A 21,237-nucleotide genomic window follows, 5' to 3' on the forward strand; every position below is an offset into this window, starting at 1 on the left:
GAGGGAAAGATGACCGCGCCCAAGCCCCCTGCAGCCTGTCTGATCGGATGGCCGGCCGCGCATTCGCGCTCGCCGCTGATCCACCATCACTGGCTGCGCACGCTCGGCATCGAGGGCGGCTATGTCATCGAGGCGGTGCCGCCCGAGGATTTGCGCGATTTCGTGCTGCGGCTGTCGCTGCGCGGCTTCGTCGGTGCCAACGTCACCATCCCGCATAAGGAAGCCGTGCTGGCGCTGTCGACGCCCGACGCGCGCGCCAGGGCCGTCGGCGCCGCGAACACCCTGTGGTTCGCCGACGGCGAGCTGCGCTCAACCAACACCGATGTCGAAGGCTTCATCAACAATCTCGATGCCAGCGCGCCCGGCTGGAACATGGCCGAGGCGGCGCTGGTGCTGGGCGCCGGCGGCTCCTCGCGCGCGGTCGTGTTCGGCCTGCTGGAACGCGGCATCAGCTGCGTGCATGTCGCCAATCGCTCCATCGCGCGGGCCGAGACCCTGGCACAACAGTTCGGATCGAACGTGCATCCGCTGCCGTGGGACGCGATCGGCGAGGTGCTGCCGCGCGCAAAGCTTCTCGTGAACACGACCTCGCTCGGCATGCATGGCCAGCCTTCACTCGACGTCGACCTCGCGCGCTTGCCGCAAGATGCCGTCGTCGCCGACCTCGTCTACGTTCCCCTGGTGACGCCGCTGCTCGCCGCGGCGACGGCGCGCGGCCTGAAGACCGCCGATGGGCTCGGCATGCTGCTGCATCAAGCGGTGCGCGGCTTCGAGCTGTGGTTCGGGCGGCGGCCCGAGGTCACCGCCGAGCTGCGCGCATTGGTCGAAGCCGATCTCACGAAGACTTGAGAGGGGCGCGGCGAATAGCACACCATCTCTGGAGTTCTACGTCGTGGGACAATCGGAGACCGTCATGCCTGTTCAACGTGCAACTTTCACACGCCCCCTGATCGCCGTCGCGATGGTGATCGTCTCGACCTACTGCGCCTTCGCCCAGAGAGCGCCGGTGCCGACGCGCGTGCGCGGCACCATCGAAAGCGTCAATGGCGACACCATGCAGGTCAAGTCGCGCAGCGGTGAAGAGGTCAAGCTTCGCCTTGCCTCCGACGTGAACGTGTCGGGCGTTACCAAGATCTCGCTCGCCGACATCAAGCCGGGCTCGTTCATCGGCGCCACCACCGTGCCGGGACCGGATGGCAGCCAGAACGCCGTCGAGGTGCACGTGTTTCCGGAAAGCATGCGCGGCACTGGCGAAGGCTCGCGACCCTGGGACCTCAAGCCCAACTCCAGCATGACCAATGCGACCGTGGCGGAGAGCGTCGTCGGCAATGACGGTCACACGCTGCTGGTCAAGTACAAGGACGGCGAGAAGAAGGTGTTCGTCGCCGACGACACGCCGGTCGTGACCTTCGTGCCCGGCGACAAATCCGAGCTGAAGCCCGGCGCCAAGGTCATCGCCTTCATGAAACAATTGCCCGACGGCTCGTTCGAGACCAACCGCGTCAGCGTCGGCCGCGACGGCCTGACGCCGCCGATGTGAGGGGCTGTGAGACGCGCACCTGCCGCCTGAAATGCCGCCGTCGTCCCGGACAAGCGTCAGCGCAGGTCCGGGACCCATAACCACAGGGAAAAGTTGTTGCGCGAAGCAGGCCACTCCGAGTCCCCATAGCCACACCCGCCTGTGGCTATGGGTCCCGGATCGGCGCGCGCTTTGGGCGCGCTTGTCCGGGACGACCGTGATTATTGCTGCGGCGTCCCGGCAGAGCCCTCACACCGCAATCACGTGATCGTCGATCTCGTCCACCCGGTTGACGCCGCACAGGCCCATCGTGGTGAGCAGCTCCTTCTGGATGATGTCGATCGCCTTGGCGACGCCGGCCTGGCCGCCAGCGCCTAAGCCATAGGCATAGGCGCGGCCGATCATGCACGACTTTGCGCCGAGCGCCAGCGCGCGCATCACGTCCTGGCCGGAGCGGATGCCGCCGTCGAACATGATCTCCATCCTGTCGCCAACCGCGTCCGCGATCTCGGGCAGGACCTCGATCGAGGACGGCGCGCCGTCGAGCTGGCGGCCGCCGTGGTTGGAGACCACCAGCGCCTGCGCGCCGGTCTTGGCGGCTTCCTCGGCGTCCTCGACGTCGAGGATGCCCTTGATGATCAGCTTGCCCGGCCAGATGCTGCGGACCCACTCGACGTCCTTCCAGTTCAAGGAGGTGTCGAACTGCGAGGCCGTCCATTCGGCGAGGCGGTTGAGATCTTCAGTGTTCTTCACGTGGCCGGCGATATTGCCGAAGGTGCGGCGCTTGCCCTGCAGCACGCCGGAGACCCAGGCCGGCTTGCTGGCGAAGTCCAGCAGCTTCGACAGCGACCATTCCGGTGGCACCGTCATGCCGTTCTTGATGTCGGCGTGGCGCTGGCCGATCACCTGCAGGTCGACCGTGAGCACCAGCGCGCTGCACTTGGCGGCCATCGCGCGCTGGATCAATTCCTTGATGAAGCCGCGGTCCTTCATGACGTAGAGCTGGAACCAGAACGGCTTCTCGACACTGGCGGCGATGTCCTCGATCGAGCAGATCGACATGGTCGATTGCGTGAACGGGATGCCGGCAGCCTGCGCGGCGCGGCAGGCGTGGATCTCGCCGTCGCCGTGCTGCATGCCGAGCAGGCCGACCGGCGCGAGGATCAGCGGCATCGTCGACGGCTCGCCGAGGATCGTGGTCGAGGTGTCGCGCTTGGAGACGTCGACCAGGATGCGCTGGCGGAACTTGATCGCCTGCATGTCCTCGCGGTTGGCGCGCAGCGTCTCCTCGGCGTAGGAGCCGCGGTCGCAATAGTCGAAGAATGCCTTCGGCACGCGCCGCCGATGCAGCGTGCGAAGATCGTCGATACAGGTAATATGCTTCATGTCGTTTCCCCGGCCCGTCACGTACCAAACAGTCTTGCATCGGAAGATTTCGGGGTCATCTAGCATGGTTGGATGCACAGCCAAATCGTTTGCAGAACGTTTTGGAAGGAGAGTGCCAAGGAGAGCGCCATGACGAAGCCGCACGCAGGACCTTCGCCGGAAGAGATCAAGGAGAAGCATGATCTCGAGGAGGCGCTGGAAGAAGGACTTGAGGAGACCTTCCCGGGCTCCGATCCCGTCAATGTCACCCAGCCGGCGCCGAGCCGCGCGGACGGCCATGTGAAGCGCTCGGATTAAGGCGAGTTCCACCGCTTTTCGCTGGTCACGCCGGAATTGCAATGTTAACAATGTGTTATCGGGGGCGGTCGCGGCGCCGGTTCCGTAATGATTCATCATATTTTTTGAAGCCAAGTTAGCCGCGATAGCTTTATAAGACCTCGGCAAATCAGGGATGCGGGTCCCGTTGGGGCAGCCCGTGGTTGTAGAGGGGAGTCCCTGGTTGTTGCTTGGGGGACGATATGAGCCGCAAATATTTCGGGACGGACGGGATTAGGGGCCGCGCCAACGGACTGATCACGCCGGAGCTCGCGCTCAAGGTCGGCCAGGCCGCGGGCCTTGCGTTTCAGCGCGGCGACCACCGCCACCGCGTCGTGATCGGCAAGGACACCCGTCTGTCCGGCTACATGATCGAATACGCCATGGTGGCAGGCTTCACTTCGGTCGGTATGGACGTGCTGCTGGTCGGCCCGATGCCGACGCCGGCGGTCGCGATGCTGACCAAGTCGATGCGCGCCGATCTCGGCGTGATGATCTCGGCCTCGCACAATCTGTTCGAGGACAACGGCATCAAGCTGTTCGGCCCGCAGGGCTTCAAGCTGTCCGACGACGTCGAGCGGCAGATCGAGCAGTTGCTCGATGAATCCCTAGACAAGCGGCTCGCCCAGAGCGCGAGCCTCGGCCGCGCCCGCCGTATCGACGGCGTGCATGACCGCTACATCGAATTCGCCAAGCGCACGCTGCCGCGCGACCTTTCGCTCGAGGGCCTGCGCGTCGTGATCGATTGCGCCAACGGCGCCGCCTACAAGGTGGTGCCCGAGGCGCTGTGGGAATTGGGCGCCGACGTGGTGCCGATCGGCGTCGAGCCCGACGGCTTCAACATCAACAAGGATTGCGGCTCGACCTCGCCGGAGGCGCTGTCGAAGAAGGTGCGCGAGATGCGCGCCGACATCGGCATTGCGCTGGACGGCGACGCCGATCGCGTCATCCTGGTCGACGAGCGCGGCCATGTCGTCGACGGCGACCAGCTGCTCGCGGTGATCGCGCAGAGCTGGAAGGAGGACGGACGCCTTTCGCGTCCCGGCATCGTCGCCACCGTGATGTCCAATCTCGGGCTGGAGCGCTTCCTGCAAGGGCAGGGCCTCGAGCTCGTGCGCACCCCGGTCGGCGACCGCTACGTGCTCGAGCAGATGCTGAACGGCGGCTACAATCTCGGCGGCGAGCAGTCCGGCCACATCATCCTGTCCGACTACGCCACGACCGGCGACGGTTTTGTCGCCGCATTGCAGGTGCTCGCCGTGGTGCAGAAGCTGCGCCGCCCCGTGTCCGAGGTCTGTCACCGTTTCGATCCGCTGCCCCAGATCCTCAAGAACGTCCGCCACAAGGGCGGCAAGCCGCTCGATGATTCCGACGTCAAGTCGGCGATTTCCGACGGCGAGAAGCGCCTCAACGGCCACGGCCGCCTCTTGATCCGCTCCTCCGGCACCGAGCCCGTGATCCGCGTCATGGGCGAAGGCGAGGACCGTCACCTCGTCGAGGACGTCGTCGACACCATCGTTTCGGCATTGGGGCAGGCCGCGGCTTGAGTCCTTCCTTCTCCCCTTGCGGGAGAAGGTGGCGCGAAGCGCCGGATGAGGGGTTCTATCCGCTCGCAACACAGCTCGTGAGGATAGAAACCCCTCACCCGTCTCGCCGCTAACGCGGCGAGCCACCCTCTCCCACAAGGGGAGAGGGTAAGAGACGCATCCCAGCCATTTGCGATTGACGATGGTCCCGCCGCCGCTTGCGTCGTAATCAGCACCTCGCGGCAATCTGCCGCGCCGGATTGCCGCCTTGAACAAGCCTGTCGTCGTCTCAGAGGAAACGCTGACCGAGCCCGTCGTCGTCGCCGAATTGGCGCCGGCCGCCGCCAAGGGGCCGGCCTATATCGTGCTCGCCGGCATCAGCGTCTCGCACTTCCTCAACGACACCATGCAGTCGCTGATCGCCTCGGTGTACCCGATCCTGAAGGACGCCTACGCGCTCGACTTCGCGCAGATCGGCATGATCACGCTGGCATTCCAGTTCACGGCCTCGCTGCTGCAGCCGGTGGTCGGGCACTACACCGACAAGAAAGCGCAACCCTATTCGCTCGCGGTCGGCATGGCCTCGACCTTCTTCGGCCTGCTGCTGCTCAGCGTCGCGCACCAATATCTCGTCATCCTCGTCGCCGCCGCTCTGGTCGGCCTCGGCTCGGCGGTGTTTCACCCGGAATCGGCGCGCATCGCGCGGCTCGCCTCGGGCGGACGCTACGGCTTTGCGCAATCGGTGTTCCAGCTCGGCGGCAGTTTCGGCACCTCGATGGGGCCGGTGCTCGCCGCGTTGATCGTGGTGCCGTTCGGGCAGGGCAGCATCGCCTGGTTCTCCTCGATCGCGTTTCTCGCCATCCTGATTCTCTGGCGCATCGGGCGCTGGTACGCGCCGCAGATCGCGACGAAGAAAGCGGCGCCCGTCCACACCCAGCCCGGTGCGCCGAGCTCGCGCCGTGTCGCGGTAGCGCTCGCAGTGCTCGTCGTGCTGTTGTTCTCCAAGCAGCTCTACGTCTCGAGCCTGTCGAGCTATTACATCTTCTACCTGATCGACCGTTTCGGCGTCTCGACGCAGGCAGCCCAGATCTATCTCTTCGTCTTTCTCGCGGCGAACGCCGTGGGTGCGTTTCTCGGCGGTCCGCTGGGCGACCGCTTCGGCCGCAAGATCGTGATCTGGATCTCGATCCTCGGCGCGCTGCCGTTCACGCTGGCGCTGCCCTATGCCGGGCTCGTTGCGAGCGCGGTGCTCAGCGTCGCCATCGGCCTGATCATCTCCTCGACGACGTCGTCGATCATCGTGTTCGCGCAGGAGCTGGTGCCGCACCGCTTCGGCATGATCTCCGGTGTGTTCTTCGGCGTCGCCTTCGGCATCGGGGGCCTGGGCGCGGCCGTGCTCGGCAAGCTCGCCGACCACACCTCGATCGAGTTCGTCTACCAGGTCTGCGCCTATCTGCCGGTGATCGGGCTGCTCGCGGTGTTCCTGCCCAAGCTGCCGCGAAACGCGCGTTAACGCATCCTCTCTTGCCGCGTTGCGGCTTCACACATCGTTAGGGAATGCGGCGCCGATGTCGCATTTGGCGCGGCATTTTTGCAACGCTCGCACGGCGCGCGCGTGTAGGGTGAGAAAAAATCAACCTTAAAAATTAGGGTTAAGTGGCGCTTAAACATTTGCTGGCATCGTCCCCCGTGAGTTTCCAGAACGTGAGGCGCTCGTATTCAGCCTCACCGGCCATAAGGACGAAGCCAATGCGTAGCGTTAAGTCTCTCCTTGCCGCGGGTGCGGCAACCCTGATCTCGTCGATGGCGTTCGCCGCCGATATGCCGATCGCCGCCCCCCCTCCGATGTACGCGCCGCCGGCTCCGCCCGCCGACTTCGGCGGCTGGTATCTGCGCGGCGACATCGGCATGACCAACCAGAGCGCCAAGCGCATCGAGAGCGCCCTGCCGGCCGGGTACTCGAAGACGACGGAAGGCCTCGGCTTCGACTCCTCGCCGCTGTTCGGCCTCGGCGTCGGCTATCGCTTCAACAACTGGTTCCGCGCCGACGTCATCGGCCAGTACCGGGGCAAGGCCAATCTGCACGGTAGCGACAATGTCGTGGGACCCGGCTTCGTCGGCGTCAACAACTACAGCGGCAGCAAGTCCGAGTGGCTTGTGATGGCCAACGCCTATGTCGACCTCGGCACCTGGTGGTGCGTCACTCCGTTCATCGGCGCGGGCGTCGGCGGCTCCTACAACAAGCTCAGCGGCTTCCGCGACGACGGCGTGTCCTACAGCCCGCTGCTCAACAACAGCGTCGCCTACTTTGCCGACAACGGAAAGTGGAACCTCGCCTGGGCCGCTCACGCCGGTCTTGCCTACAAGGTCAATCCCGGCTTCACCGTCGAACTGGCCTACAGCTACATGAACCTCGGCGATGCCGCGCCCGGCAACTACCGCTTGTTCGACAACAGCGCTTCCGGCCCGACCTCGATCAAGGTCAGGGACATCACCTCGCACGACGTCAAGCTCGGCGTGCGCTGGGATCTCAACAGCCCGCCGGCCTACGTGCCGCCGCCGCTGGTCACCAAGGGCTGATCGCAACCTGATCGGTTAGGACTCCTTAACGGCGCGGGATCATCCCGCGCCGTTTTGCTTTGCGTATTTTTCATGGCGAGGTGCGGCGAAGGCGCCCGGCGCAACCATTGGTTAAGGTTAACAGGCGATGATCATCGCAACAGTTCGAGTCCGATGGAGCGTGGTGATGCGTAGGCTGGTGTTGGCAGCGGCGATGTTGGGGACGGTGTCTGCCGCGCAAGCGGCCGACATGCCGGACCTGCCCGTGCTGCGCGGCGGCTTCGCGGACGGTCTGTCGAAGACCTCCGTCAATTGGAATGGCTTCTATGTCGGCGGTCATGGCGGTTATACCGCAGATGCCACGGATTTCAGTCAGAGCGTGGTCGGACTGACCAACTACATCTTCCGCGACAGCGTACTCCAGGGGCCGACCTCGACGTGGTCGCTGCTGAACAAGACCAACACTCAAAGCACCAATTTTGGTGGCTTCGGCGGCCGCAACTGGCAATGGTATGATGCCGTTCTCAGTCTCGAGGGCACTTACAGCTACTTCAACGATATGGCGACATTGACGTCAGGAACCAACTCGCTCGTCATCGTCAACCCGCCTGGTGAGGTGCGGGCGCCCGGCGTCACCAACAACTATGCCGTCACGCTGAGGGGTGCCGCGGCGGCACAGGTCAAAGACATGGTGACGCTCCGCGGCCGCGTGGGTTGGGACGGCGGCAGCTTCATGCCTTATGCCTTCATGGGCGCTGCCGTCGGGCGAATGGACGTGTCGCGCACCGTGACCAGCAGCGTCTCGATGCGACAGGACACGACGACGACGGATTTCTTCGGCAACACCACGACGATACTTGGAACGTGGGGCCCGGTTCCTGCGCAGTCGGGCACGCAAGGTCAGCACAGGACCAACACGTACGCAGTGGGTTGGACCGCCGGCCTCGGGCTCGAATACTGCGTTTGGGACGGCTTGTTCGCCCGCATCGAATACGAATATGTGAGATTCTCGCCCGTCATGAACACGCAGGTGACGTTGAACAACGCGCGCCTCGGCGTCGGCTACAAGTTCTGAGCCGTCCGCTTCCTGTTGACAGCTGCGCTTCGTCCTGATGCTCTCTCGTTCCGAAAGCGGGGCGGCAGCGATGAAGATCTACGGCGACAGCAATTCCGGCAATTGTCTCAAGGTGAAGTGGGTCTGCGACAAGCTCGCTGTGCCCTACCAGTGGATCGAGATCGACACCCGCAAGGGCGAGACGCGCACGCCGCAATTCCTGAAGATGAACGGCGCCGGCCAGGTGCCCACCGTTGCATTCGACGACGGCCGTACGCTGGCGCAGTCCAACGCCATCATCCGCTATGTCGCCCGCGACAGCGCGCTGGTTCCGCGCGACGCCTTCACGGCGGCCAAGATGGACGAATGGCTGTTCTGGGAGCAGTACAGCCACGAGCCCTATATCGCCGTGTGCCGCTTCCTCATGGTCTATCTCGGCAAGGATGCCTCCGAGCTCGATCCTGAAAAGGTCAAGCGCGGCTATGCGGCGCTCGACCGCATGGAGCAACACCTCTCAGCCAGCCGCTTGTTCGCCGGCGACGAGGTGTCGCTCGCCGACGTGTCGCTGCTCGCCTATACGCGTGTTGCCCATGAAGGCGGCTTCGACCTCGGCCGCCATGCGTCCGTCCGCCGCTGGATCGGCGACGTCGAAGCGTTTCTCGGCCTTCCGCCGGCGCGCTGAGGTACGGAGTCGCCTGACATGAATGCCGAAGCCGTCTCTATCCGTCCCGCGCGCCGCGAGGACGTCGCCGCGATCGTCGCGATGCTCGCCGACGATCATCTCGGCCGCGCGCGCGAGCGCGTGGAGGATCCGTTGCCGGCCGCCTATTACGACGCATTCGCGCGGATCGCGCGCGATCCGAATCTGACGCTGGTGGTTGCCGAGAGTGAGGGCAGGGTGGTCGGCTGCCTGCAGCTCGCGATCCTGCCGGGCCTGAGCTCGCAAGGCGGATCGCGCGGCCTGCTCGAGGATGTTCGCGTTGCCACCGAGTGTCGCAGCCGCGGCATCGGCGAGCAATTGGTGCAATGGGCCGTGACGGAAGCAAAGGCGCGCGGCTGCAATCTGGTCGAGTTGCTCACGCATCAGACGCGCGTCGATGCGCAGCGCTTCTACAAGCGGCTCGGCTTCACGGCGAGTCACGTCGGCATGACTGTCCGCTTTTGAGGCAGCGCGACGCGAGCGCTGCGCAGCCGGCGAAAAGCGGGCTTTTCATTCGGTCGTGTTAAGAGCCGGTAAACTACCGCTCCGTCGTTCACATTGATGAAGGAACGAAGGGTGCTACGGGGGCATCTGACACCGGGCTCGCTCGGTTCGGGACATTTCAATGACAAGCTATTCGATGATCAAGGTCGGCAACGACTACGTCGTGCAGGCCAATGACAAATGCATTTTGAAGGTCGGAAGCCGCCGCAAGGCGGCGCAATTGATCAGCGATGCCACGGACTTGCTGAACGCGCTCACTGTTGTCGAATCCCCTGATATTGCACCGGAAGCGCCATCACTGGCGCGTGAGGCCCCGGAACTTCCTTGACGGACCTTCCCGATTCCCGTATCAGCCGCGGCGGGACACCTCCCCCCAACGGGAGGCTTACTATCTGGAAGGGTAGATCATGACTGTAGCGAAGCCCGCTTCGCGGCCGACCGTGCCGCATTTCTCCTCCGGCCCCTGCGCCAAGCGCCCCGGCTGGAACGCCCAAAATCTCAAGGACGCAGCTCTCGGCCGCTCGCATCGCGCGAAGATCGGCAAGGCCAAGCTCAAGCTCGCGATCGACCTGACGCGCGAAGTGCTCGAGGTCCCCGCCGATTACCGCATTGGCATCGTGCCGGCCTCCGATACCGGCGCGGTCGAGATGGCGCTGTGGTCGCTGCTTGGCGCACGGCCGGTCACCACGCTCGCCTGGGAATCCTTCGGCGAGGGCTGGGTCAGCGACATCGTCAAGGAATTGAAGCTCAAGGACGTCACCAAGCTCAATGCGGCCTACGGTGAGATCCCCGATCTGTCGAAGGTCGATCCCAAGAGCGACGTCGTCTTCACCTGGAACGGCACCACGTCGGGCGTGCGCGTTCCGAACGCGGACTGGATCAGCGCGAGCCGCGAAGGCCTGACCATCTGCGATGCGACCTCCGCCGCATTTGCGCAGCCGCTCGACTGGGCCAAGCTCGACGTCGTCACCTTCTCCTGGCAGAAGGCGCTCGGCGGCGAGGCCGCGCATGGCATGCTGATCCTATCGCCCCGCGCGGTGGAGCGGCTCGAGACCTACAAGCCGGCCTGGCCGCTGCCGAAGATCTTCCGCATGACCAAGGGCGGCAAGCTCAACGAAGGCATCTTCGTCGGCGAGACCATCAACACGCCGTCGATGCTCTGCGTCGAGGATTATCTCGATGCGCTGAACTGGGCCAAGTCGATCGGCGGTCTCAAGGCGCTGATCGCGCGCGCCGATGCCAACACCAAGGTGCTGGCGGACTGGAAGGCGAAGACGCCCTGGATCGACTTCCTCGCCAAGGACGCTTCGATCCGCTCCAACACCTCGGTGTGCCTGAAGTTCACCGATCCCGCGATCACCTCGCTCTCCGAGGACGCGCAGGCGGAGTTCAGCAAGAAGCTGGTGGCCCTCGTCGAGAAGGAAGGCGCGGGCTACGACTTCGCCTATTACCGCGACGCGCCGGCCGGCCTGCGCATCTGGTGCGGCGCCACGGTGGAAGCAAAGGACGTCGAGCTGCTGACGCAGTGGATCGACTGGGCCTTCGCCGAGACCAAGGCCACGCTCGCGAAGGCGGCGTAAGCAAACCTAATCCTCGTCATGGCCGGGCTTGACCCGGCCATCCATCAATCAAGAGAGATGGATCCGCGGGTCAAGACCGCGGATGACGTGCCGTAAATGCAGCACGCACAACGGATCATCCCCATGACCAAACCCAAAGTTCTCATTTCCGACGCGCTCTCGCCCGCTGCCGTGCAGATCTTTAGGGATCGCGGCGTCGAGGTCGACTTCCAGCCCAATCTCGGCAAGGACAAGGACAAGCTGGCCGAAATCATCGGCAATTACGACGGCCTTGCGATCCGCTCCGCGACCAAGGCGACCGCCAAGATCCTCGAGAAGGCGGCCAGGCTGAAGGTGATCGGCCGCGCCGGCATCGGCGTCGACAATGTCGAGATCCCGGCCGCGACGGCCAAGGGCATCATCGTGATGAACACACCGTTCGGCAATTCGATCACGACCGCCGAGCACGCCATCACCCTGATGCTCGCGCTCGCCCGCGAGATCCCGCAGGCCGATGCCTCGACGCAGGCCGGCAAGTGGGAGAAGAACCGCTTCATGGGCGTGGAGATCACCGGCAAGGTGCTGGGCGTCGTCGGCTGCGGCAATATCGGCTCGATCGTCGCCGACCGCGCGCTCGGCCTGCGCATGAAGGTGATCGCGTTCGACCCGTTCCTGTCGCCGGAGCGCGCCAAGGACATCGGCGTCGAGAAGGTCGATCTCGACGATCTGCTCAGGCGCGCCGACTTCATCACGCTGCACACGCCGCTGACCGAGAAGACCAAGAACATCATCGACGCGGCCGCGATCGCCAAGATGAAGAAGGGCGTGCGCCTGATCAATTGCGCCCGCGGCGGTCTCGTCGACGAGCAGGCGGTGGTCGATGCGCTCAACGCCAAGCACATTGCCGGCGCCGCCTTCGACGTCTTCGTCGAGGAGCCCGCGACCAAGAGCGTGCTGTTCGGCCATCCCAACGTGATCTGCACGCCGCATCTCGGCGCCTCCACCACCGAGGCGCAAGAGAACGTCGCGCTGCAGGTCGCCGAGCAGATGTCGGATTACCTGCTCACCGGCGCGATCTCGAACGCGGTCAACTTCCCCTCGATCACGGCGGAAGAAGCGCCGAAGCTGAAGCCGTTCATCGCGCTCGCCGAGAAGCTCGGCTCGTTCGCCGGCCAGCTCACCGAGAGCGGCATTCTCAAGGTCGAGATCACCTATGAGGGCCACGTCGCCGAGATGAAGATCAAGGCGATCACCTCCGCGGTGCTGTCGGGCCTGCTGCGGCCGATGCTTGGCGAGGTCAACGTCGTGTCCGCGCCTGTCGTCGCCAAGGAGCGCGGCATGGTGGTGGACGAGATCGTCCGCGCCGCCCAGAGCGACTATGAGAGCCTGATCACCGTCACGGTCACCACCGAGCGGCAGGAGCGGTCGGTCTCGGGCACCGTCTATGCAGACGGCAAGCCGCGCCTCGTCGACATCAAGGGCATCCGCGTCGACGCCGAGTTCGGCAAGTCGATGATCTACGTCACCAACGAGGACAAGCCGGGCTTCATCGGCAAGTTCGCGGGGCTTCTGGGCGACGCCAAGATCAACATCGCGACCTTCCATCTCGGTCGGGTCGCTCCGGGCAGCGATGCCATTGCGCTGGTCGAGGTCGACGGTGTGGTGCCGGCCGATGTGCTCGCCAAGGTGCAGGCCCTGCCGCAGGTCAAGCAGGCCAAGGCGCTGACGTTCTGAGCGGCTCCCACCGGCGTCATGGCCGGGCATAGCAGTCCGAAGGACGGCGTCGCTTCCGCTCGCCTATGTCCCGGCCATCCACGTCTTGCCGCTCGCCGCGAAGAACGTGGATGCCCGGGCCTTCGCCGCGCCGAAGCGGCTTCGGCCGCGCAGGCGGGACAAGCCCGGGCATGACGTGTGGATAGAGCGGGGCGCGCACGCCCCGGAATGACGATCATCATATCATATATTCCGACACGCGGAACAACGCCGTCTCCATCGCCGGAGGCGGCGTTTTCATTTTCCCCACCCCCAATCTTTGTGTACCAATGGCGTCAGGACGCTCCGTTCCAAATCGTTCGACAAGGGAGAAAACAATGCGTGAAGCCGTCATCGTTTCCTATGCGCGCACGGGCCTGGCAAAATCCGGCCGCGGCGGGTTCAACATCACGCCGCCGATGTCGCTCGCGGCCCACGCCATTCATCACGCGGTGGACCGCGCCGGCGTCGAGAAGGACTATGTCGAGGACTGCTATCTCGGCAATTGCGCCCATGGCGCACCGAACATCGGCCGCCAGGCCGCGCTGCTCGCGGGGCTGCCGAAGACCACCGCCGGCGTGTCGGTGAACCGCTTCTGCTCGTCGGGCCTGCAGACCATCGCGATGGCCGCGAACTCGATCCGCTCCGACGGCGCCGATTGCATCGTCGCCGGCGGCGTCGAGAGCATCTCGATTCCCGGCGGCGGCACGCCGAAGGAATCGGTCGATCCGGAGCTGCTCAAGGTCGCCCCCGACATCTTCATGGCGATGATCGACACCGCCGACATCGTCGCCGAGCGCTACAAGCTCAGCCGTGAATATCAGGACGAGTTCTCGCTGGAATCGCAGCGCCGCATGGCCGCGGCCCAGCAGGCGAACAAGTTCAAGGACGAGATCGTCCCGATGAAGACCAAGATGAAGGTCGTCGACAAGCAGACCAAGGCCGAGTCGATCGTGGACTACACCGTCGATCGCGACGAATGCAATCGCCCCGAAACGACGATGGAAGGATTGGCAAAGCTCGAGCCGGTGAAGGGCCCGGGCAAGTTCGTCACCGCCGGCAATGCCAGCCAGCTCTCCGACGGCGCCGCCGCGGTGGTGCTGATGGAAGCCAAGGACGCCGAGAAGCGCGGCCTCAAGCCGCTCGGCCGCTTCGTCGCCTGGGCCACCGCCGGCTGCGAGCCGGACGAGATGGGCATCGGCCCGGTGTTCGCGATCCCGAAGCTGCTCAAGCGCACCGGCCTCAAGATCGACGACATCGATCTGTGGGAGCTCAACGAGGCCTTCGCCAGCCAGTGCCTGTATTGCCGCGACCAGCTCGGCATCGATCCCGCCAAGTACAACGTCAACGGCGGCTCGATCGCGATCGGCCATCCCTTCGGCATGACCGGCGCCCGTCTCACCGGCCACCTGCTGCAGGAAGGCGCCCGCCGCAAGGCCAAGTGGGGCGTGGTGACGATGTGCATCGGCGGCGGCCAGGGCGGGGCCGGCCTGTTCGAGATCTATCACTGAGCTCAAGCTCTCGCAGACAAGGAAGCACGGCGCGATCGAAGCGCCGTGTTTCTTTTTTGGAACTGTGCCTGTGCACGTCACCGTGCACAGCGGCGAGTATTGTAGCGAAATACACGTATTAATACGTGCCCGCAAATTAACGGAAGCTTTCCCCGATTATCGCTTCATCAACCGCATCGCTCACCACCAGCTTGGTTCACGATGCGGCTCCCTTCCCTGCGACTCACTCACAAGATCACCGCGATCGGCGTCATTGGCGTCATCGGCGTCGTCCTGATCGGCGGCATTCACCTCTACGGCGAGCGGAGGATGGGCGTCTATCGCGACGCGGCCGAGGATGCGCGCACCGTGTTCGAGCTGAACAACAGGATCGCGGTCGAGCTGCTCGAGGCGCGCCGCGCCGAGAAGGATTTTCTGCTGCGCAGCGATCCGGCCAGGGCGCAGCGACAGGTCGAGATCGGCCGGCAGGTGGCGCTCGACATCGAGACGCTCCGCGGCAAGATCGCAGCGCTCGGCCAGCCCGAGCTGGCGCACAAGATCGACGCGATGAATGCGTCGCTGAAGACCTATCAGGCCCGCTTCGCCGCGGTGGTCGAGGAACGGCAGCGGCTCGGCCTCGACGAGAAGTCCGGGCTCGAAGGCCGCCTGCGCGCTTCCGTCCACGGTATCGAGAGCCAGGTCGACCAGTTCCAGAATTCCGAGCTCAAGGTGATCATGCTGATGATGCGCCGGCATGAGAAGGATTTCATGCTGCGCCGGAACGCCAGATATGGCGAGGAGATGAAGAAGCGCGCGTCCGAATTTGCCGCCGGCCTCGACGCGGCAGCCATTGCCGACGGCGCCAAGGCCGAGCTGCGCCAGAAGCTCGCCGACTATCAGCGCGACTTCTCCGCCTGGATGGAGACCGCGCTGAAGCTGGCGGCCGAATCGAAGGCGATGTCCGAGGCCTTCGCGTCGGTCGAGCCCGTGATCGAGCAGGTCTCGACATCGGTCGACCGCATCCGTGCCGATGCCGACCGTCTCAACGAGGCCGAGCGCACCAGCATCCAGTTCTGGATTGCAGTGGCGATCGCGCTGATTGCGACGAGCGTGCTCGGCCTCGGCATCTTCATCGGACGTTCGGTCTCGAGGCCTTTGACCGCGATGCGCGCGGCGATGATCGAGCTCGCCAACGGCAATTTCGCCATCGTTCTTCCCGGCCTCGGCCGGCCCGACGAGATCGGCGAGATCGCGCAAGCCGTCGAGACGTTCAAGATCAACGCCGAGCGGAAGGCGCAGGAGGAGGCCGAAGAGAAGATCAGGCAGGACAAGCTCGCCGCCGAGCGCCGCCGCGCGGACATGATCAGGATGGCCGACGATTTCGAAGGCGCGATCGGCGAGATCGTCGAGACCGTGTCGTCGGCGGCCAACGAGCTCGAGGCGTCGGCGACGTCGCTGACCACGACCGCCAGCCGCTCGACCGAGCTTGCCACGCTGGTCGAGGCGGCGTCCGAGGAAGCGGCGACCAACGTGCAGTCGGTGGCGTCCGCCGCCGAGGAGCTGACCGCCTCCGTGAACGAGATCAGCCGCCAGGTGCAGGCCTCCGCGCGCATGGCGGGCGAGGCCGTCACCCAGGCCGGGCAGACCAATGACCGCGTCAGCGAATTGTCCAAGGCGGCCGCGCGCATCGGCGACGTGGTCGAGCTCATCAACGCCATCGCCGGCCAGACCAATCTGCTCGCGCTGAACGCCACCATCGAGGCCGCGCGTGCGGGCGAAGCCGGACGCGGCTTTGCCGTGGTGGCCTCGGAAGTGAAGGCGCTGGCCGAGCAGACCGCGAAGGCGACCGGCGACATCGGTCAGCAGATCTCGAGCATCCAGGTCGCGACGCAGGATTCCGTCGGTGCGATCAAGACCATCGGCGGCACCATCGAGCGCCTGTCCGAAATCTCCTCCACCATCGCGGCCGCGGTGGAAGAGCAGGGCGCCGCGACCAGCGAGATCTCGCGCAACGTCCAAAGCGCCGCCGCCGGCACCACGCAGGTCAGCGCCAACATCTCCAGCGTGCGCCAGGGCGCGACCGAGACGGGATCTGCCTCCTCGCAGGTGCTGTCCGCGGCGCAATCGCTGTCGAACGACAGCAGCCGGCTGAAGATCGAGGTGAGCAGGTTCCTGGAGACGGTGCGGGCGGCGTGAGCCCCCGCCGTCATGCCGGGGCGTCGCGAAGCGACGAGCCCGGAATCCATTGCACCACCATTGATGCGGATCCATGGATTCCGGGCTCGCGCCAAGAGGCGCGCCCCGGAATGACGGCTTGAGCGTGCCGCGCCCTACGCCCCCGCCAGCGCTGGCGCGAGCACCACCTCGATCAGCGTGCCGTGGCCGGCGCTCTTGATGTTGAACCGGGCGCGGTTGGCTTCGACCAGCGCTTTGGTCAGCGACAGGCTCAGCGCCGAGCTGTCGGCGGCATCGCCCGGCGGCGGCGTGCGGAACGGCTCCATCGCGGCGGCGACTTCGCGCTCGGAAAGGCCGTGGCCGGTGTCGCGGATGCGCAGCGCGATCTCGCCGCGGTCGGTCAGCGCGGTCGAGACGATGACCTGGCCGCCGGCGCTGGCGAGCCGGATCGAGTTCGAGATCAGGTTCATGGTGATCTGCCGCATCGCGCGCGCATCGACGCTCACCTGCGGCAGCGCATGGGCGAGCGAGGTGCGGATGATGATGCGCTCGCGGTTGGCCTGCGGCTGCATCACCGTCACGCAGGCTTCGACCAGGTCGTTGAGGTTCAAGTTCGCGAAATTCAGGTCGAGCTTGCCGGTCTCGATCCGCGACAGCTCCAGGAGGTCGTCGATGATGGCGATGACGCGCTCGCCGGAAGCGCGGATGTCCTTCATGTATTCGCCGTAGCGCTCGTTGCCGAGCGCGCCGAAGCGCTCGGAGATCATCACCTCGGCAAAGCCGATGATGGCGTTGAGCGGCGTGCGGATCTCGTGGCTGATCCGCGCCAGCATGTCGGCCTTGGCGTTGGCTGCGCCGTCGACGAGGCGGCGGGCCTTCGTCAATTCGCTCTCGCCCTTCTTGGCGTGCGAGAGATCGCGGAACACGGCGAAGAAGTTCGGCCCGTCGGGGCGGGTGCGCCCCATGATCATCGCAAGCGGAATGACGCCGCCCTTCTTCTCGCGGCCCAGCACCTCGCGGCCGTGATCGAGCAGGCTGGAGATGTCCTGGCTCTTCAGGCTTTCCAGATAATCCGCGACGATCTGCTGGCTCTCGGGGGCGAACAGCGTCAGCAAATTCTGCTGCAGCAGCGCCTCGCCGTCATAGCCGAACAGCGCCTCCGCGCTGCGGTTACAGGCGTGGATGTTGCCTTCGGCGTCGAACATCACGATGCCCTCGGCCGTGGTGTCGAGGATGGCGGCGAGATCCTCGGCATCGGCATCGCCGGCCGCGGGCTCCGCGTCCGCGGCGTCAGGCTCTGCGGCCACCACGGTCTCTGCGACAGCAGCCGCCGCGATCGGCGCCGCCTGCGGCAGCGCGCAGATCAGTGCGTGCGCGCTGTCGCCGTCCCAGTCGATCGTGTGCAGATGCGCTTCCGTCGCGGCCGGCGGCGCTTCGCCATTTGGCGCCGTCGCGCTGATCGTGACGGGCGTGCCGCCTTGCGTGGTGCTGCTGGCCGCCGACACACCCGGCTCGACATAGAGCGCATCCAGCCCGCCGGCATGCTCCAGCGCGTTCAGGCCGTCATAGCCCATGCGCGCGAGGAAGGCGGGATTGGCGTAGAGCAGGCGGTCGAGCCGGTAGATCAGGATGCCCGTCGGCAACAGGTCGAGCAGCGTGCGGTCGCGCGCGCTCATCCCGCGCGGCGGCGGTGCGGGCTCGGTCAGCCATTCGGCGGCGGCCTGCGGCGGCTCCGGCTCCGGTGCTTCGGCGCTGGTCTCCGCCACTGGTCCGGCCGCGTCGGTCGTGATGGTCTCGCGCTCGCGTTCGAGCCGCTCGGACAATTGCCGCGCGAGCTCGTTGAACGCGCTGTTCTCGACCGGCGTCAGCGTCGGCGGCCGCGTATCGCCGGCGACGCGGAACGGCACGACATTGGGAGGCGTTTCCACGGGCGTGTCCAGTTCGGTTGGGTGTGAAGTCTCGCTTGTGGGCTCTGGCAGGTCGGGTTCGGATTGCGGCTCGGGCTCGGATGGCGCAATCGGGGGTGCCTCTGCTTCGCCGTCGGCCTCAGTTTCCGCCGCCGCTTCAGGCTCGGCCTCCGCATCGGACGCGACGGCCTCAGTGGAGCGGCCCTGCGGCGGCGCGTCGACCAGCAGCTCGAAGCGCCTGAGCGCCTCGAGCCGGTTGAGCGCGTCCAGATCACGGCAGACGCCGAAGCCGCGGAAGCCGGCGAAGTTGCGGTTGCGGTCGTAGACCGGCAGGCCTGCGAGCTCGACCGGAATATGCTCGCCGCCGTCGGCCGGCCAGTTCACTGTGATGCCGGCCCAGGTATCCTTGCTTTCGAGCGCCTTCGCCACGCGCCCCTCGGGATCGAGCGAGAATTCCTCGGCGATCTCGCGCCAGGGCCGGCCGAAGCCGGCGGCCGTGTGCGTGCCCATCAGGCGGATGAAGTCATCGGAGCCGAGCACAAAGCGGCCCTCTTCATCCATCTGCCAGAGGAAGCGCAGCGGATGCTGACGCGGTGCGGGCGGCTCTTGGTGGCTCGCAGAGTCCTGGCCCGAAGTCGGCTCGACCATGCCCGCATTGATCGGCGCGGGCTGCGGCGACACAATGGCTTGCGGCTGGTTTTCAACCGGAGTTTTGGCCGCCGCGGGGACGACCGGCTCCGGCGTCGGCGCGATCGTCTCGGCGGGCGGTTCGGCCGGCTCAGTGAATGCGTCGAACAGCGCAATCGCAGACGGTGCCTCGTCTGGCGCAGGCTGTGCGTCCTCCGGCACCGCGGCCGGAGGCTGCGCGGGCGTGACGTCGGGCGCGGCCTCGTGCGCCGCCGTGGAGGCGGCCGGCTCGATCAGCGCGACCAGGCCGATATCGGCGCCGCTGCCGACCCGCTGCAGAACCATCTGGCCGATGCCGATCGGCGTCGCGGCGCGGCCTTTGGCCAGCGCATCGCTGCGGGCGCGATCGAGGCCGGCCTCGAGCAGATCGCGGAAGCCGAGCAGGGGGCGCGCGGCCTCGCTCGCGCCGACGAACAGCCCGTCGGGCGCGAACGCCGCCACCGGCACCTTGGCGCCGGCGACCAGCCGATGCAGCCGCTCGACCAGCGGCATGGTGCGCAGCGTCGGGTCCATCGCGATGACCAGCACGGCATGGCCGCCATCGGCAAAGTCGAGCCGCGCGCAGCCGCAGGTCATCAGCGCCCCTAACCGGGCGCCGAAGCCGCGCAGCCGCTGCAGCCGCATTGCGCCGTTCGCCGGCAGCTGGGGGGCGAGCCTGACGATTTGGCGGCGATGGCTGTCGGCGGGGCCGAACACCTTGTCCGCAAGGCCGGCGCTGTTGGCCGCGCCGAACAGCTTTGCGCCGACCGGATTGGCCCACAGCACGCGCGCGCCGTCGGTCGACCATAGCCAGGCCGGCAGGGCAGAGGTCGCATGCACGGCCAGCCGCGGATCGCCCACCCCTCGCAACTGGAAATCCGAACGCGTCATCAGGCCGGCTGCATCTCACGCTTCACGAGTGGCGGCTGCCGGGAATGACAGCCTTAAGAAAGGGTTAGTATCGCCCGGAAGGCGCGACCAGGTCCACGGCCCAAAGCCCGCGATGGATCCCCAAGCGGCGATAACCTTAATCCCGCCAACCCCGCAAGCCGAGCCGACGTTGCATCCAAGGGATTCAAGGGGTGGGGCGCTTGCGAAGAGACGCACCCGCGCGGCATCTCAGGTCCCCATCCTCCCCTAGAGGGGTCCGGGACGAGCGAAGCTCGCCCGTAGATCGGTTCGCACGCAGCGAAGCGGAGAGCGAACCGAGGTGGGGTGACAGTCTCTCCCCACAGGCGGTCCCCGAGCGGAGAGATCACCCCACCCCGGCTCGCATCGCTGACGCGTTGCGAGCCGACCCTCCCCATCCAGGGGGAGGGTAAGAGCGCGTGTGTTGCCGGGCGCATCCCACTACCTCAACCCCCGGTTCCCCCATACCGGAACCTCATCCTCCCCGAGATTAAATTTCGCATCGCACCCCTCTGCCGCGTTGCGATGCACAATGTTGACATGATAGGCAGCCATAATTCTGGCGCTGGGCGAGCCATCTCATTGTTTCGCGTTTCCAGTCTTCGTACCCGCTCAATGCGCAGGGCCCATGGTCGGGGCCGGCGGGCGCGCCAGAAAGGCTCACTCCATTTTTTCAATTAGCGTGAGGGACCAACATGACAGGTGCGACTGATCCGTTTTCTGCCTCGATCATCCCGTTCGAGGTTCCCGAGCAGGTGCGTGCGTTCGCCGAGAAGGGCGCGGCGCAGGCCCGCGAGAACTACGCCAAGTTCAAGGACGCCGCCGAGACCCATAACGGCACCGTCGAGGCCGTGTTCACCTCGGCCTCCAAGGGCGCGAGCGAGTACACCGCCAAGCTGGTCGAGTTCATGAAGGCCAATTCGAGCGCCCAGCTCGACTTCGCCCAGCAGCTGTTCGGCGCCAAGTCGCCGACCGAAGCGATGGAGCTGTGGACCGGCCACGCCCGCAAGCAGCTCGAGACCTACCAGGCCCAGGCCAAGGAGCTGGTCGAGCTCACCCAGCGCGTTGCCAACGAGACCGCCGAGCCGATCAAGGCCAGCGCCTCGAAGTACTATCCGCCCGCCGCCTGAGCGGAGCGGATCGGTGTGAGATGCGAAACCCGGGTCGAGAGGCCCGGGTTTTTTCTTCGCCTCTCCCGCTTCGCATTTGGGAAGGT

At 65.8% G+C, this 21,237-nt stretch carries 17 protein-coding genes; 15 read left to right on the forward strand and 2 right to left on the reverse strand.

All coding sequences use genetic code 11. The annotated features are described in order from the left end of the window. Positions 1–9: 9 nt before the first annotated feature. Positions 10–849, forward strand: a complete 840-nt coding sequence (locus tag I6F24_RS16740) for a shikimate dehydrogenase (protein WP_225151042.1) — start codon at positions 10–12, stop codon at positions 847–849. A 64-nt stretch (positions 850–913) separates the two neighbouring features. Next, positions 914–1,540 carry a hypothetical protein gene (locus I6F24_RS16745; protein WP_225133859.1) on the forward strand — a complete coding sequence of 209 codons (627 nt, stop codon included), beginning with the start codon at positions 914–916 and terminating at the stop codon, positions 1,538–1,540. Between the two features lie 228 nt (positions 1,541–1,768). Here I6F24_RS16745 and I6F24_RS16750 read toward each other — a convergent pair whose 3' ends face one another. Continuing rightward, complete coding sequence (locus I6F24_RS16750; RefSeq protein ID WP_036009502.1) at positions 1,769–2,905, reverse strand: alpha-hydroxy acid oxidase; 1,137 nt, start codon at positions 2,903–2,905, stop codon at positions 1,769–1,771. 129 nt (positions 2,906–3,034) lie between these two features. On the opposite strand from I6F24_RS16750, the gene I6F24_RS16755 reads away from it, so the two are divergent. The 12 genes from I6F24_RS16755 (at position 3,035) to I6F24_RS16810 (ending at position 16,560) form a co-directional block, all read left to right on the forward strand. Next, complete coding sequence (locus tag I6F24_RS16755; RefSeq protein WP_167361667.1) at positions 3,035–3,202, forward strand: hypothetical protein; 168 nt, start codon at positions 3,035–3,037, stop codon at positions 3,200–3,202. 221 nt (positions 3,203–3,423) lie between these two features. Further along, positions 3,424–4,767 carry a phosphoglucosamine mutase gene (gene glmM / locus I6F24_RS16760; protein WP_036009507.1) on the forward strand — a complete coding sequence of 448 codons (1,344 nt, stop codon included), beginning with the start codon at positions 3,424–3,426 and terminating at the stop codon, positions 4,765–4,767. Between the two features lie 247 nt (positions 4,768–5,014). After that, positions 5,015–6,259 (forward strand): MFS transporter, encoded by a 1,245-nt coding sequence (locus tag I6F24_RS16765; RefSeq protein WP_276573670.1) that lies wholly within the window; start codon positions 5,015–5,017, stop codon positions 6,257–6,259. A gap of 236 nt (positions 6,260–6,495) precedes the next feature. Further along, complete coding sequence (locus I6F24_RS16770; RefSeq protein ID WP_036009511.1) at positions 6,496–7,326, forward strand: outer membrane beta-barrel protein; 831 nt, start codon at positions 6,496–6,498, stop codon at positions 7,324–7,326. Between the two features lie 166 nt (positions 7,327–7,492). Beyond that, positions 7,493–8,380: an outer membrane beta-barrel protein gene (locus I6F24_RS16775; protein WP_225151043.1), complete on the forward strand. Its 888-nt coding sequence runs from the start codon at positions 7,493–7,495 to the stop codon at positions 8,378–8,380. A 70-nt stretch (positions 8,381–8,450) separates the two neighbouring features. Continuing rightward, positions 8,451–9,041: a glutathione S-transferase family protein gene (locus tag I6F24_RS16780; RefSeq protein WP_225151045.1), complete on the forward strand. Its 591-nt coding sequence runs from the start codon at positions 8,451–8,453 to the stop codon at positions 9,039–9,041. A gap of 18 nt (positions 9,042–9,059) precedes the next feature. Continuing rightward, positions 9,060–9,524 carry a GNAT family N-acetyltransferase gene (locus I6F24_RS16785; RefSeq protein WP_225148076.1) on the forward strand — a complete coding sequence of 155 codons (465 nt, stop codon included), beginning with the start codon at positions 9,060–9,062 and terminating at the stop codon, positions 9,522–9,524. Between the two features lie 160 nt (positions 9,525–9,684). After that, complete coding sequence (locus tag I6F24_RS16790) at positions 9,685–9,891, forward strand: hypothetical protein (protein WP_036009515.1); 207 nt, start codon at positions 9,685–9,687, stop codon at positions 9,889–9,891. Between the two features lie 79 nt (positions 9,892–9,970). After that, entirely contained in the window at positions 9,971–11,143 is a 1,173-nt protein-coding gene (locus I6F24_RS16795) for a phosphoserine transaminase (protein WP_036009516.1), read from the forward strand. Positions 11,144–11,266: 123 nt separating this feature from the next. After that, the gene (serA, locus tag I6F24_RS16800; RefSeq protein WP_036030940.1) at positions 11,267–12,856 is read left to right on the forward strand and encodes a phosphoglycerate dehydrogenase; all 1,590 of its coding nucleotides are present in this window, start codon (positions 11,267–11,269) and stop codon (positions 12,854–12,856) included. Between the two features lie 356 nt (positions 12,857–13,212). Then, complete coding sequence (locus I6F24_RS16805; protein ID WP_036030944.1) at positions 13,213–14,385, forward strand: acetyl-CoA C-acyltransferase; 1,173 nt, start codon at positions 13,213–13,215, stop codon at positions 14,383–14,385. 201 nt (positions 14,386–14,586) lie between these two features. Further along, entirely contained in the window at positions 14,587–16,560 is a 1,974-nt protein-coding gene (locus I6F24_RS16810) for a methyl-accepting chemotaxis protein (RefSeq protein WP_225151047.1), read from the forward strand. A gap of 134 nt (positions 16,561–16,694) precedes the next feature. Here I6F24_RS16810 and I6F24_RS16815 read toward each other — a convergent pair whose 3' ends face one another. After that, entirely contained in the window at positions 16,695–20,003 is a 3,309-nt protein-coding gene (locus I6F24_RS16815) for a PAS domain S-box protein (protein WP_225151049.1), read from the reverse strand. 713 nt (positions 20,004–20,716) lie between these two features. Here I6F24_RS16815 and I6F24_RS16820 point away from each other — a divergent pair. Next, the gene (locus I6F24_RS16820; protein WP_225151051.1) at positions 20,717–21,151 is read left to right on the forward strand and encodes a phasin; all 435 of its coding nucleotides are present in this window, start codon (positions 20,717–20,719) and stop codon (positions 21,149–21,151) included. The last annotated feature ends 86 nt before the right edge of the window (positions 21,152–21,237 follow it).

Source organism: Bradyrhizobium sp. BRP23 (genome assembly GCF_020194135.1).
Lineage (GTDB): Bacteria > Pseudomonadota > Alphaproteobacteria > Rhizobiales > Xanthobacteraceae > Bradyrhizobium > Bradyrhizobium yuanmingense.